Genomic DNA, 13502 nt, shown 5'->3' on the forward strand with positions numbered 1-13502 from the left:
TATGAATATGATAAACTATGCGTTCAAAGTGGCAACTAAAATCCATACGAATTGATTCATTTGCTTAAAGCTTACCCGGAAATTAGCCGTTTCAAATGCATGAGCGAGGATTTCGTGAGTGGTATAGAATTCAGTTTTTAAATCCTGAGCAAGATGAGTAAAGCCATAGTTTTCAGCCCAATTTAATACAGCTGAAGCAGCCTCGGGAGATTCGTACATGGTATCTGCAATAATAATTTGACCGCCTTGGCGAAGCTTAGAAGCCATAAAGGCTATAGATTTAGCTTTTTCTTCATCTTGTAAGTGGTGGAAAGCGTAGCTAGAAATAATAGCATCCACGCTTGCATCAGGAATATCTAAAGAGAGAAAAGAACCATTTTGAACAGGAATATGAGGATATTTAGCTGACGCTAATTCTCTCATTTTAGCATTTGGCTCAATGGCAGTTACTTTATAACCTGAATTAGCTGCAACGGCTCCTAGATTACCTGTACCAGAACCAATATCTAAGACTGTAGCAGAAGTAGGTGAATTAATAAAAGAGACAGTTTCTCTTAAAATTTCTTCGTAGTTTTTAAAGACTTCATAATACTCACCCTTTTTTGTGTAAACAGTTTCGTCATAATGAGTAGCCCAACTATCAAATAGGTCATTAAAGCGATAGTCAGAGAGATTCATATCGAAGTTATAAAGATTCTGGCTAAAGTAGCGCTCGCTTCGGTCAGGGAAGATGGCTACAATATTAACCTTACCATTAGCTTTATAAGCTTGCTTAATGGCACCAGCCATAGCTGCACCAGAAGAAGAACCAACCAATACACCCTCTTTTTTGCCTAATAGCTGTACATAGTAATAAGCTTCTTCATCGGAAATTTTCTCTACCTCATCGACATAGGAAGCATCAAATAAAGAAGGAATGAAATGATTACCAATACCTTCAATATGGTAGGTACCTTCTTCCCCACCTCCTAGAATAGAGCCTTTAGGGTCGCTGAGTACAATTTTGATGTTGGGATTTTTCTCTTTTAAATAGGAGGCAATGCCAATAATAGTACCACCGGAGCCTGCTCCTGCTACGAGGATATCTATCTTCCCATCAAGGGCATCATAGATTTCCTTACCTGTTTGACGATGAGCTTCTCTATTAGAGAGATTATCGAACTGTTTAGCCATAAAGCTAGTTGGGATTTGCTTTGCTAATTCTTCTGCTTTTTGAACAGCACCTTCAATACCTTCTTCTGTTGGAGTAACAATTAATTCTGCACCTAAGGCGCGCATTAGTATTTGTTTTTCAATAGCAAACTTAGCAGGAATAACAATTTTAAGTTGATAGCCTTTTTCAAAGGCAGCCATGGCAAGGCCTATACCGGTATTACCAGCAGTAGCTTCGATGATGGTATAGCCAGGTTTAAGTAGCCCATTTTTTTCGGCATCTTCTAAGATCTTTAGGCCAATACGGTCTTTAACACTTCCCCCTGGGTTTAGATATTCTAGTTTACCAAAGATATTAATATCAGGATTAGGAGAAATATGATTGAGTTTTAAGAGTGGGGTATTACCAATAAGTTCACGAATATCATTAATATAGTGCATGAGATGTACCTCCTTCAGAGATAGAAAGATTAAGTGCATGGGTTAAATCAGTTATCAAGTCGTCAGCATCTTCGATGCCTACAGAAAGACGAAGTAAACCATCTGTTATACCTAAGGCCTTTCTTTGTTCTACAGGAATAGAAGCATGCGTCATAGCTGCTGGAAGGCAAATAAGACTTTCTACGCCTCCTAGACTTTCTGCCAGAGCAATGAGTTTAACATTTTCTACGAGCTTTAGAGCGACCTCGGGGTCACTAAGTTCAAAAGAAATCATAGCGCCTAAACCTGGATAATAGATTTTACTTACCTGAGGTAGAGTGTGTAAGAAATCAACAATCGCTTTAGCATTAGCTTGAGCCTTTTCTAATCTAATAGCCAATGTTTTAATACCTCTTATAAGTAAAAAGCTATCTTGGGGACCAAGTATCCCACCTACAGCATTTTGTAAAAAGCCAAGTCGTTCTTTAAGGTCTTCATGAGCAACAACTACAAGCCCAGCAACCACATCACTATGTCCGCCTAAATATTTGGTGCCGCTATGAACAACAATGTCTATGCCGTGTTCTATAGGACGTTGAAGATAAGGGGTTAAAAACGTGTTGTCAACAACCGAAATGAGGTTATGACTTTTGGCAAGTGTACTAATTGCTGATAGGTCTGTGATTTTCATTAATGGATTAGTAGGTGTTTCAATAAAGATGGCTTTAGTAGTAGGCGTGATAGCTTTTTGAACAGCTTCAAGGTCGGAAGTATCTACTAGAGAATAAGAAATGCCAAGATGAACGAATACCTTATCGACTACTCGAAAAGTACCACCGTAGACATTATCAGATAGAAGAATATGGTCTCCTGTTTTAAAAAGCATAAGGACTGTAGAAAGAGCGGCTAAACCAGAAGCAAAAGCAAAACCAGCGATGCCACCTTCTAGATCTTTAATAAGTTCTTCTAAAGCCTGTCTTGTAGGATTACCTGTGCGTGCATATTCAAAGCCTTTATGTTTACCAATCCCTTCTTGTCTAAAAGTAGATGTTTGATAAATAGGAATATTAACTGCGCCTGTAAAGGCATCTTCAGAGATACCACCATGGATAACCTTTGATTCAAATTTCATAAAATAACCTCCTTTAAATTGGTAATAAATTTTACAATATATCAAATTTTTTAAATTAAAGAGAGTATACATCAAATTTAATTCCTAGTAAATATATTTATTTTAAAGGAATTAAAAATGTGACAGTCCAAAAAGAAAAAGTTATTGATAGTCAAAGACTAAAGCAAATAAGAAAATAATAATAAATAAAACTTATCCATTAATGGTTCTATAAAAAAAGAAATTCCTAGTAACTTCAAGGGAAATTAAAAAGAAAATAAAATAAAAAAATATATTAAAAAATAGTTGACAATTTAAAAAAATAAAAATATACTACTAAACATATAAAACAACTAGGAAATAAAACCAAGTGAATAATTTCTTATCCAGAGAGGCAGAGGGACTGGCCCAGTGACGCCCGGCAACCTGAACATGTTATAAAATGCTCAAGGTGCTAATTCCAGCAAACCAGAAGTGGTTTGGAAGATAAGAGTATGTAGCATAGTGAATTTTAAAAGCTGCTTTCTTATCTTAAGAAAGCAGCTTTTATAGTTTGTAAAATATTACTTTTAAATGAAGTAGGCAGAAAAACACGGAAAAATGAAAGAAACTACAAGATCAAGGTTAATTAAAGGGAGGAAACAAGATGAGTAAGTTAAGTCATAGATTAGATGGGTTTGGAGAATCCGTGATTAGGAAGATGACGCGTATTGCTAATCAACATGGGGCTATTAACCTTTCACAAGGTTTTCCTGATTTTGATCCACCTAAGGCATTAATAGAAGAATTACAAAGGGTAGCCATAGAGGGGCCGCACCAATATGCAGTGACTTGGGGAGCACAAAATTTTAGAGAAGCTTTAGCCAAGAAGCAAGAACATTTTATGGGGATTAAATTAAACCCAGATGAAAATATCGTAGTCACTTGTGGTAGTACAGAGGCCATGATGACAGCTATGATGGCTATTTGCGATAGCGGTGACAAAGTTGCTATCTTCTCACCTTTTTATGAGAACTATGTAGCAGATACAGTGCTTTGTGGAGCTGAGCCCATTTACATTCCACTTAAACCACCTGCCTTTAACTTTGATAAAGAGGAACTTGAAGCAGCTTTTAAAGCAGGTGCTAAAGCTTTGATTCTCTGTAATCCATCTAATCCAACTGGAAAGGTATTTACTAAAGAAGAGCTACTAGACATTGCACAGCTTGTTAAAGAGTATGACGCTTATGTCATTACAGATGAAGTTTATGAGCATATCGTTTTTGAACCATATAAACATCATTACTTTGCATCGCTACCTGGCATGTTTGAGAGAACTATTTCTTGTAGTTCACTTTCAAAGACTTATTCCATTACAGGTTGGAGATTAGGTTATGTAATAGCACCGAAGGTTATTATTGATCAATGTAAAAAGATACATGACTTTTTAACAGTAGGAGCAGCAGCCCCTCTTCAGGAAGCTGCAACAGTAGGACTTAAATTAGAAGATGACTACTATAAAGAACTTACAGCGTTATACGGAAAGAAAAGAGAGTTGTTCTTGTCAGGGCTTGATAGCATAGGACTTAAGTACTTTAAGCCAGAAGGTGCTTATTATGTCATGGTTGATATTGAAGAATTTGGTGTTTCATCAGACTACGAATTTGCAAAAAGACTTATTAAAGAAGTAGGCGTAGCAGCTGTACCAGGTTCTAGTTTTTTCAAAGAACCTGTTAATCAATATATACGTTTCCACTTTGCTAAAAAACCAGAAACACTAGAGCTAGCTTTAGAGAGATTAACGCAAATAAAAAAACATTTTTAGGAGGTGCTACAATGATTCGTTTTGAACAAGTAAATGTAAGCTTTAAACAAAAAAATCAAATCGTTAATGCCGTTAGTAATGTATCACTTCATATAGAACCAGGAGAAATCTTTGGAATAGTTGGGGGGAGTGGCGCAGGTAAAAGCACCTTAGTAAGAACCATTAATGGATTACAAAAGCCTACTTCAGGCAGTGTTTTTGTAGAGGGAGAGGATGTAACAAAACTTTCTTCTAGAGAGATTAGGGGATTACGAAAGAAAATCGGCATGATTTTTCAACACTTTAATTTAATCTCAAGAAAAACAGTAGGGGAGAATATAGAGTTTGCTCTTAAAGTCCAGGATTACCCTAAAGCTCAAAGGCAAACTAGAACTAAAGAATTACTTGAGCTAGTGGGCCTAGAAGATAAAGAAAATGTTTATCCAGCTAGTTTAAGTGGTGGGCAAAAACAAAGGGTAGGTATAGCAAGAGCTTTAGCAGCGAATCCAAAGATTTTACTTTGCGATGAAGCAACTTCTGCATTAGATGTGCAAACAACTGAGGAAATTGTGGATATCTTAAAAGGAATTAATGCTAAGTTGGGGATTACTATTGTGTTTATCACGCATCAACTAGAGGTAGCTAAAAGGTTGTTCTCAAAAGTAGCAGTAATGAGTCAAGGTGAAATTGTAGAAGTTAATAGCGCTTACGAGTTATTTGCTAGTCCCCAATCAGCATTAACCAAAAGATTAGTAAAGACTCAGATAAAGGTACCAGAGGAGATTATTAATGCAGCGAAGGGGGAAATCATCAAGCTGACTTATAGGGGTGACAAGAGCCTAGAGCCTATTATTGCTTATACCAACAAGAAGTATGATGTTGTACTTAACATTCTACATGGTCACATTGATTACATTCAAGAAAAGCCAGTGGGTGTCTTGGTAGTTAGTATAGAGGGAGAAGTTAAAGCTATTAATGAGGCACTTAAGTATATAGGAGAAAATATTGAAGAAATAGAATTAATTATTCCAAAGGAGGGTGAAATCGCATGAAAACAGGTGAATTAATAGAAGCTCTATGGCAGGCAACAACAGAAACTGTTTACATGGTAGGGATATCCATGATTATTGCAATCGTTTTGGGGACGGTTCTTGGCTTATTACTTTATATCACAGCTTCTCCTTTGTTACACAAAAATAAAGTGGTTAATGCAATCTCTGGATTTGTGATTAATATTATTCGTTCCATTCCATTTATTATTTTGCTGGTCCTACTTTATCCTTTTACAGATTTTTTATTACACACCACTATAGGAGCAAAGGCAGTAACCGTACCACTTACAGTAGCAGCAGTAGCCTTTTTAGCAAGACTTGTAGAAGGTGCTTTTTCTGAAATAGATAAAGGTGTGATAGAAGCTTCACTGGCTATGGGAGCTAGTGTTAAATATATTATTTTTGACGTGCTATTAGTAGAAGCCTTACCTGGTATTGTAAGAGCTATTACTGTGACATTAATTAGTATCATCGGTTATTCTTCCATGGCGGGAACTGTCGGTGGTGGCGGAATAGGTGACTTAGCTATTCGCTATGGCTATCAACGTTATCAAACAGATATACTCATTATTACCGTTATTTTATTAGTGGTAGTAGTGCAGCTTATTCAAATGGTGGGAGAAAGGATAGCCGTTAATTTAACTAAAAAGTAAGTTGGTTTAAGAAGCTATAAAAATTTAAAAATAAAAATATGGGGAGTGGAATATATGAAAAGAAGATTAGTTTATGGAATAGGTGCAATCATTTTAGGACTTGGAACTTTAGTAGGCTGTGGAAGTGGATCACAAGGAGCAGCAAGTACAGCTGGTGCAAGTAGTGATGTAAGTCAAAGCACACAAGTAGAAAAAACAACTATTAAGTTTGGAACCTGCCCAGGACCTTATGGAGACATGGTGAAATATGCGATTAAACCATCACTTGAAGAGAAGGGCTATAAAGTAGAAATTATTGAGTTTAGTGATTATGTACAGCCTAATTTAGCATTAGGAAAAGGTGAAGTAGATGTTAATGTATTTCAACATAATGTGTACTTTGAGAACTTCAAGAAAGAGCATCAATTAGAGCTTACAAAGCTCATTAATATTCCAACAGCAGGGCTTGGATTTTACTCTAACAAGTATAAAGATGTTAGTGAAGTAGCAGAGGGTGCTACCTTTACAGTTCCTAATGATGTAACAAATCTAAGACGTGCTTTATTAGAAGCACAAAAAGCAGGTTTATTAAAGATTGATGAAACAGTAGAAGTAGCTCAGTTTAGTGAAAAAAATGTACTAGAAAATCCACTTAACCTAAAGATTACACCAGTAGAAGCGGCGCAGCTTCCAAGAACACTTGATAGTGCAGATTTAGCAGCTATTCCAGGTAACTATGCTTTATCCGCAGGCATTGATTTAAATACTGCAATCTACAAAGAAGTCTTAGTAGAGGATATGAAGAACATCATCGCAGTAAGAACAAGTGAGGTAGACAGTAAGTTTGCTAAAGACATTTTAGAGATTGTTGAGTCTGAAGCCTTTAATAAAGTAATCGAAAGTAGTGAATATCAATTTAGTGGTTTCCAAAAACCAGAGTGGTATACCACCAAGTGGGGGAAATAAACCAACAAAGCTTCAACTAAAGTGTTTATAAATATGGTGAAAGAGGGGGGATAAAAATGTTCGAGCAACTGAAAGCATTAATTGAAGATGAAAATAGGGTCATTACAGCAGGCATAGATGAAAAATATTATTCAGACCATCTTGGCCATATTAAAGTAAAACCAGCAGCAGTAGTCATTGTAGCTTCTACAGATGAGGTTAGCAAAGTCTTAGACTTTGCTAACCTACATCATATTCCAGTAGTGCCAAGAGGGGCAGGGACAGGTCTTACAGGAGGGACAGTTCCCACAGAGGACAGTATTGTCATTGATCTGACCAAACTTAATCGTATACAGCATTTAGATAAGGAGACTATGACATTAACAGTTCAGGCAGGTGTCTTACTTGAAGAGGTTCAAGCCTTTGCAGAAAGTAATGGATTATTTTATCCACCAGATCCAGGAGAGAAAGCTTCTACCATAGGTGGTAATATCAGCACCAACGCAGGTGGCATGAGAGCTGTCAAATATGGTGTCACAAGAGACTATGTCAGAAGCATAGAGGTTGTCTTAGCCAATGGTAGCATTGTAGAGCTGGGAAGCAAAAATATAAAAGACAGTACAGGGCTAGACCTTAAAGATTTACTTATAGGTTCAGAAGGAACCCTGGGTATTATTACAGAGGCAAAGCTCAGGCTTATTCCTAAACCACAAATAGCAAGAAGTGTACTTGTGCCCTATCAAACTTTAGAAGAAGGAATAGATACAGTACTAGATATCAAAGCTTCAGGTATAGATGTAGCAGCTATTGAATTTGTCCAAAAAGAAGCCATTAGTTTATCAGAGCAGTATTTAAAGATTGAGTTTCCTACTCATAAAGGTAATGCATATTTGATTTTTACCTTTGATGGAGATACTGCAAGTTATGTAAGGGATAACTATGAAAAGGTAAGAGAGTTATGCTATCAGCATAATGCTCTAGATTTCTTGGTATTAGAGGATGAAGAGAGCTTTAAGAGAACTTGGCAAATCCGAGGTGCCATTGTAAAAGCTGTAGAAAGTGTCTCTGTACAAGAGCCCATTGATATCGTGGTACCCATTAATAAAAGTGCTGAGTTTGTAAAATATACACAAGAAATTTCAAACCGCCATCAAGTAGCTATTCAAAGCTTTGGTCATGCAGGAGATGGTAATGTACATCTATGTATTATTAAAGGGACACTTAAGGAGGAGGAGTGGCAAGAAAAACTACAGCTAGTGCTTGAGGACCTGTACCAAAAAGCAGCTGAATTAGGAGGACTTCCTTCGGGAGAGCATGGCATAGGGTTAACTAAGTTAAAGTACTACTTAGATTATGCTAATGAAGTACAAATCACCTTAATGAGAAATCTAAAAAGAGCATTTGATACCAATCAAATATTAAATCCTAATAAAGCGTTTTGAAAACTAGAAAGTATGCTTATAAATTATACATTTTAACAAAGGGTAGTAGTCCTTTTGTTTAACATAGGAGGGGGAAGAGATATGCCAGAAAGAAAATATGGAAATGAATTTGGAATTCAAACAAGAGCCGTTCATGCGGGAAATGATGTAGATCAAGATACAGGAGCTATTAAAAGACCCATTACTATGGCTAATAGCTATGAATTACCGTACGACCCAACTGACCTTAATTGGAGCTCAGCTGGGAAAGCACTTTATACCAGAAATGGAGGTGCCAATCAGCAGTACCTACAAGAGAAGTTGGCGGTACTTGAAGGTGGAGAAGATTGCGTTGTGTTAGCTTCAGGCGTTGCAGCATTATCAGGGACTTTCTTTGCACTCCTTAACTCAGGAGATCATGTGATTTTTGCCGATGTGACCTATATTGCAGTTTATAGATTGTTTAATGAATTGTTAAATACTAAATATGGTGTAGAAACAACCCTTGTAGATACTAGTGATTTAGCAGCAGTAAAAGCAGCCATTAAGCCTAATACAAAATTGATTCATATTGAAACACCAGGAAACCCAACACTAAAAGTAAGCGATATTAAGGAGCTTGCCAATATTGCACATGAGCATGGGGCCTACCTATCAGTAGATAATACTTTTGCATCCCCATACAATCAGAGACCTATAGAGTTAGGAGCAGACTTAGTGATTGAAAGCTTAACGAAGTATATTAATGGTCATGGCGATGCTATGGGCGGCGCCGTAATTGGGTCTACAAAGCTTATAGAGCAAATCAAAGCCCAATCCATGATTAATTTAGGAGGAACCATTAGTCCATTTAATGCATGGCTTATTATGAGAGGGGCAGTAACCTTACCACTTCGTATGAAACAACATAATGAAAATGCATTAAAGGTAGCTAGGTATTTAGAAAGCCTACCCTTTGTAAGTTTTGTGGCTTATCCAGGCTTAGAAAGCCACAAGGGTCATGAGATTGCTAAGAAGCAAATGATAAATGGCTTTGGAGGCGTATTATCCTTTGGACTTAAAGCAGATCATGATGTTTACAATAAAGTAACCAGCTATTTAAAGGTGATTACCTCAGCAGTTTCATTAGGTCATGATGAGAGTTTAATCGTATTTCTAGGAGAAGAAGATGAAAGACAGTATTTGTACCCAGAAGCTTTTCATAATGGGTTCTATAGACTAAGCGTGGGTATTGAAGATATAGAAGACATCATTGGAGATTTAGAACAGGCTTTTGAAAAAGCAGGGTTAAATGGTTCTGAGATTATTAAGAAATAAGAGAAAGCACCAACTATAAAAATTGGAGGGGTTTATTATGAGCAGAGCATATTGGAATGAAGAGATAGAAACTATTTCAAGGGAAGCATTAGAAGTGTATCAGCTAAAGCAATTAAAGGAGCAGCTTACAGAATCCTATACAAAGTCACCCTACTATAAACAGAGCTTTGATAAAGCAAATGTAAAGCCGGAAGACCTTCAAAGCTTAGAGGATTTAATTAAATTTCCTATTTTAACTAAACATGATGTAAGAGAAAGGCAGGATGTGGCACCTATTATAGGAGATTTATGCGTAAAGGGAGAAGAAGCCGTGGTATTTATTTCTTCTTCTAGTGGTTCCACTGGGGTACCTACAGCTAGTCCTTTTAGCAAAAGAGACTTTGATGAATTTCAAGATGTAGAAAGTAGATTGTTTTGGCAAGCTGGTATGAGACCAACTGACAGGTACATTCATGCTCTTAATTTCTCACTTTTTGTAGGAGGCCCTGATGTAATTGGTGCTCAGAATCTAGGAGCCTTATGTATATGGGCGGGAACACTCCCAGCTGATCGATTATTATTTATTATTCAGCAGTATCAGCCAACTGTGATTTGGACTACACCATCTTATGCATGGTACTTAGGAGAAACAGCTAAGCAAAAGGGCATAAATCCAGCCACTGATCTAGCGATTAATAAAATCATTGTAGCAGGAGAACCAGGAGGTTCTATACCAGCTACAAGAGAAGCCATAGAGGAGCTTTGGGATGCAGAAGTCTTTGATTTCTATGGTATCTCAGATATATTTGGAGCATGTGCAGCAGCATGTGAAGCTCATGATGGATTGCATGTAGCAGAGGATCATATTTTAGTAGAGGTAGTGGATGAGAAAACAGGTTTACCAGTTAAAGAGGGTGAAAGAGGAGAAATGCTTTTAACAACCCTAAGAAAAGAAGTACGCCCAATGATTCGCTTTAGAACAGGCGACATTGTCACTTATACTAACGAAGAATGTAGCTGCGGTAGAACACTTAAGCGCATTAAGGTAGTAGGAAGAATTGATGATATGTTTATTGCAGGGGGAGTAAATGTTTTCCCTAGCGATATCGAACATGTTACTAGAAAGTTTGAGAGCCTCACAGGAGAATATAGAGTCAATGTGATTGAAGAACAGCATATTACTAAATTCACTGTAGAGGTGGAAAAACGATTAAATGATGAAACAGATACCAAAGAGCTAAAAGAAAAAGTAGCTTATGAAATTAAGATGCAATTAGGTGTAAAGCCTAAAGAAATCATTATCTTAGAAGAGGGTACTTTACCAAGGGCTACGCATAAAGCTAAGAGACTACAAGATTTAAGACAAAAAGCATAATGGACTATAAAATGATAAGAAGTAAGGTCAAGAATAAGGCCCTATAGATATCTAGATAACAAAGATTAGGTAGTCATCTAAGATGAAATAGAGATAAAGGAGCGAGAGTGCAGTGATAGATGTTATTTTTTTAGGAAGAGGAGGAGAGGGTGCCTTTACCTCCTCTAGAATACTAGGTATTGCAGCGAGCTTATATGAGAATGAGTATGCCTTGAGTTTTCCTAGCTTTGGACCAGAACGAAGAGGAGCACCTGTTTTTGCTTATACAAAAATAAGTAGTGAACCCATTAGAGATAGAAGCCAAAGTAGTAAAGGTGATTACTTTGTTATATTAAATGAAAGCCTGTATAGTGAGGGGCTTTTAAGCAGATTAAAAGAAAATGGAAAGCTTATTTTAAATACCAGCCATCCTGAAAAGTATGTAGATCCTCGTATTATTCCTTTTGAAGCCACAAGGTTAGCAAACGAGTACCTAGGAAAACCAATAGTGAATACAGCCATGTTAGCAGCTTTAGCTATCCAAAGCAATCTAGTGAGCATGGAGAGTTTAGAGAGAGCTATACAATATGATTTACCACCAAAACTAGCTATAAAAAATAAAAAATTAATTGAAGTAATTAAAGAAATAAGCAAAACTACAGAAAATAAAAGCTTGGAAACGACTTATAAGGAGGTGAGATAGATGGCTAGACCAATAGTAAACAAAGATTTTCAGATAAAAGGCTTACAAGGTTTGCCTTGTGGTACTTATGGGACAGCTATGCTACTCACTGAGACTATGGAAGGGTGGAGAAGTCAGCATCCAGTCATTGAACATGATAAGTGCATCCATTGTAATTGGTGTTATATGGTTTGTCCTGAAGGTGTTATTTATGAAGAAGAAGGCAAGGTAGAAATCGATTATCGTTTTTGCAAGGGCTGTGGCATCTGTCAAAAAGAATGTAAGAAGCAGTGCATTATCATGGAGGAGGAAGGGGGAGTAGAAGATGATAGAAACTAACATAAAAGAAAAAGGAACACAAGATCAATTTATATCAGGGGATGAAGCAGTAGCTATTGGCGTAAAACTAGCAAAGCCAGATGTCATAGCAGCTTATCCCATTACGCCTCAGACCATTGTAGTAGAACGTCTTGCAGAGATGGTAGAAACAGGTGAACTAGAAGCGGAATATATGTATGTTGAATCTGAACACTCTGCCCTTGCTGCTGTTATGGGAGCTAGTGTGATGGGTGTAAGGACGTTTACAGCAACCTCATCTCAAGGCTTATTATATATGGCTGAAGTTTTACATTATGCCAGTGGTGGAAGAGTACCTTTAGTAATGATGAATGCCAATAGAAGCGTGGCTTTGCCATGGAGTATATTTGGGGATCAAAGAGATTCTTTATCTTTACTTGATAGCGGATGGATTCAAATTTATGTGGAAAATGCTCAAGAGAGCCTAGATATGATACTGCAAGCTTATGCCTTAGCAGAGCATCCAGAGGTTCTTACACCTGTTATGGTTAACTTAGATGGCTTTATCCTTACCCATACCTATGAAAAGGTAGAAGTACCAAGTGAGAAGCAGGTTAAGGCATTTTTACCAGTTTTTAAGCTAGAAGGACAAATGGACTTAAAGGCACCTAAAAATCTATTTTTTACTTCCTCTCCAGCGCATAATATGGCATTCAAATACCAACAACATGAAGCAATGCTGAAAGCAAAAAACATTATAAAAAGCATAGATGACGAGTATAGCAAAGTGACAGGAAGGTCTTATGGTGGATTAGTGGAAGCTTATAAGTGCCAAGATGCGGAGGCTATTATTATCACACTAGGTAGCGTGACAGGGCTTGTTAGAAATGTAGTAGATGAATTACGTGAAAAAGGACAGAAGGTAGGAGTGCTCAAAATAAGATATATGAGGCCTTTCCCAGAAGAAGAAATTGTTAAATATACAGCTTCTGCTAAAGCTATTGCTGTATTAGAAAAAGACATATCCTTTGGCTATCAAGGAACCGTATTTACTAATGTAGTAGCAGCGCTGCATGAAAGAAAGGCAAAGCTTTATAACTACATTGCCGGCCTTGGAGGAAAGGATATTAAAGAAACTGAAATAAGAGATATTTATGCCCAGCTTTACGCTAAACTTTTGGAACATAAAAAAACCGCTCAGATTATTGCGGAGCATGCAGATACTACAGGAACTTATCGTAGTGCAAGTGTGAGTCTAGTAGAAGATAGTGAAGCTGATAGACTGGCTAATTTCGAGACGAAGAGGCTAAGTTCAGATGAAAACCAAGTGATTTTTGTTGGATTGGAGGGGAAATAA

The 13502-nt window shown here is 37.1% G+C and carries 12 protein-coding genes and 1 riboswitch; of the genes, 10 read left to right on the top strand and 2 right to left on the bottom strand.

Going from position 1 to position 13502, the window contains the following annotated elements:
* Positions 1-15: 15 nt before the first annotated feature.
* Both QTL86_RS18970 and QTL86_RS18975 read right to left on the bottom strand, forming a co-directional pair.
* On the bottom strand, positions 16-1593 hold the full coding sequence (locus QTL86_RS18970) for a pyridoxal-phosphate dependent enzyme (protein ID WP_127065000.1): 1578 nt from the start codon (positions 1591-1593) through the stop codon (positions 16-18).
* Entirely contained in the window at positions 1580-2704 is a 1125-nt protein-coding gene (locus QTL86_RS18975) for a trans-sulfuration enzyme family protein (RefSeq protein ID WP_013659113.1), read from the bottom strand. Before QTL86_RS18975 ends, QTL86_RS18970 begins: the two co-directional genes overlap by 14 nt.
* 358 nt (positions 2705-3062) lie before the next feature.
* Positions 3063-3176: riboswitch (SAM riboswitch) on the top strand.
* A gap of 153 nt (positions 3177-3329) precedes the next feature.
* Between QTL86_RS18975 and QTL86_RS18980 the strand changes: the two genes are divergently transcribed.
* The 10 genes from QTL86_RS18980 to QTL86_RS19025 all read left to right on the top strand — a co-directional run bounded on the left by QTL86_RS18980 (position 3330) and on the right by QTL86_RS19025 (position 13502).
* Positions 3330-4487, top strand: coding sequence for a pyridoxal phosphate-dependent aminotransferase (locus QTL86_RS18980; RefSeq protein WP_410495747.1), 1158 nt, complete (start codon positions 3330-3332; stop codon positions 4485-4487).
* Positions 4488-4498: 11 nt separating this feature from the next.
* Positions 4499-5518: a methionine ABC transporter ATP-binding protein gene (locus QTL86_RS18985; RefSeq protein ID WP_410495748.1), complete on the top strand. Its 1020-nt coding sequence runs from the start codon at positions 4499-4501 to the stop codon at positions 5516-5518.
* Positions 5515-6171, top strand: a complete 657-nt coding sequence (locus tag QTL86_RS18990) for a methionine ABC transporter permease (RefSeq protein WP_410495749.1) — start codon at positions 5515-5517, stop codon at positions 6169-6171. The genes QTL86_RS18985 and QTL86_RS18990 overlap by 4 nt, the downstream gene beginning before the upstream one ends.
* Before the next feature lie 54 nt (positions 6172-6225).
* The gene (locus QTL86_RS18995; protein WP_410495750.1) at positions 6226-7116 is read left to right on the top strand and encodes a MetQ/NlpA family ABC transporter substrate-binding protein; all 891 of its coding nucleotides are present in this window, start codon (positions 6226-6228) and stop codon (positions 7114-7116) included.
* A 56-nt stretch (positions 7117-7172) separates the two neighbouring features.
* Positions 7173-8537: an FAD-binding oxidoreductase gene (locus tag QTL86_RS19000; RefSeq protein WP_410495751.1), complete on the top strand. Its 1365-nt coding sequence runs from the start codon at positions 7173-7175 to the stop codon at positions 8535-8537.
* 81 nt (positions 8538-8618) lie between these two features.
* On the top strand, positions 8619-9833 hold the full coding sequence (locus tag QTL86_RS19005; protein ID WP_410495752.1) for a trans-sulfuration enzyme family protein: 1215 nt from the start codon (positions 8619-8621) through the stop codon (positions 9831-9833).
* A 37-nt stretch (positions 9834-9870) separates the two neighbouring features.
* Positions 9871-11187, top strand: a complete 1317-nt coding sequence (locus tag QTL86_RS19010) for a phenylacetate--CoA ligase family protein (RefSeq protein WP_410495753.1) — start codon at positions 9871-9873, stop codon at positions 11185-11187.
* A gap of 112 nt (positions 11188-11299) precedes the next feature.
* Entirely contained in the window at positions 11300-11869 is a 570-nt protein-coding gene (locus tag QTL86_RS19015; protein ID WP_410495754.1) for a 2-oxoacid:acceptor oxidoreductase family protein, read from the top strand.
* Complete coding sequence (locus QTL86_RS19020; RefSeq protein ID WP_410495755.1) at positions 11870-12187, top strand: 4Fe-4S binding protein; 318 nt, start codon at positions 11870-11872, stop codon at positions 12185-12187.
* A complete protein-coding gene (locus QTL86_RS19025) occupies positions 12174-13502 on the top strand; it encodes a transketolase C-terminal domain-containing protein (protein WP_410495756.1) in 1329 nt (442 codons plus the stop codon). The genes QTL86_RS19020 and QTL86_RS19025 overlap by 14 nt, the downstream gene beginning before the upstream one ends.

The sequence above is a fragment of the Cellulosilyticum sp. ST5 genome (assembly GCF_046529625.1).
GTDB lineage: Bacteria > Bacillota > Clostridia > Lachnospirales > Cellulosilyticaceae > Cellulosilyticum > Cellulosilyticum lentocellum.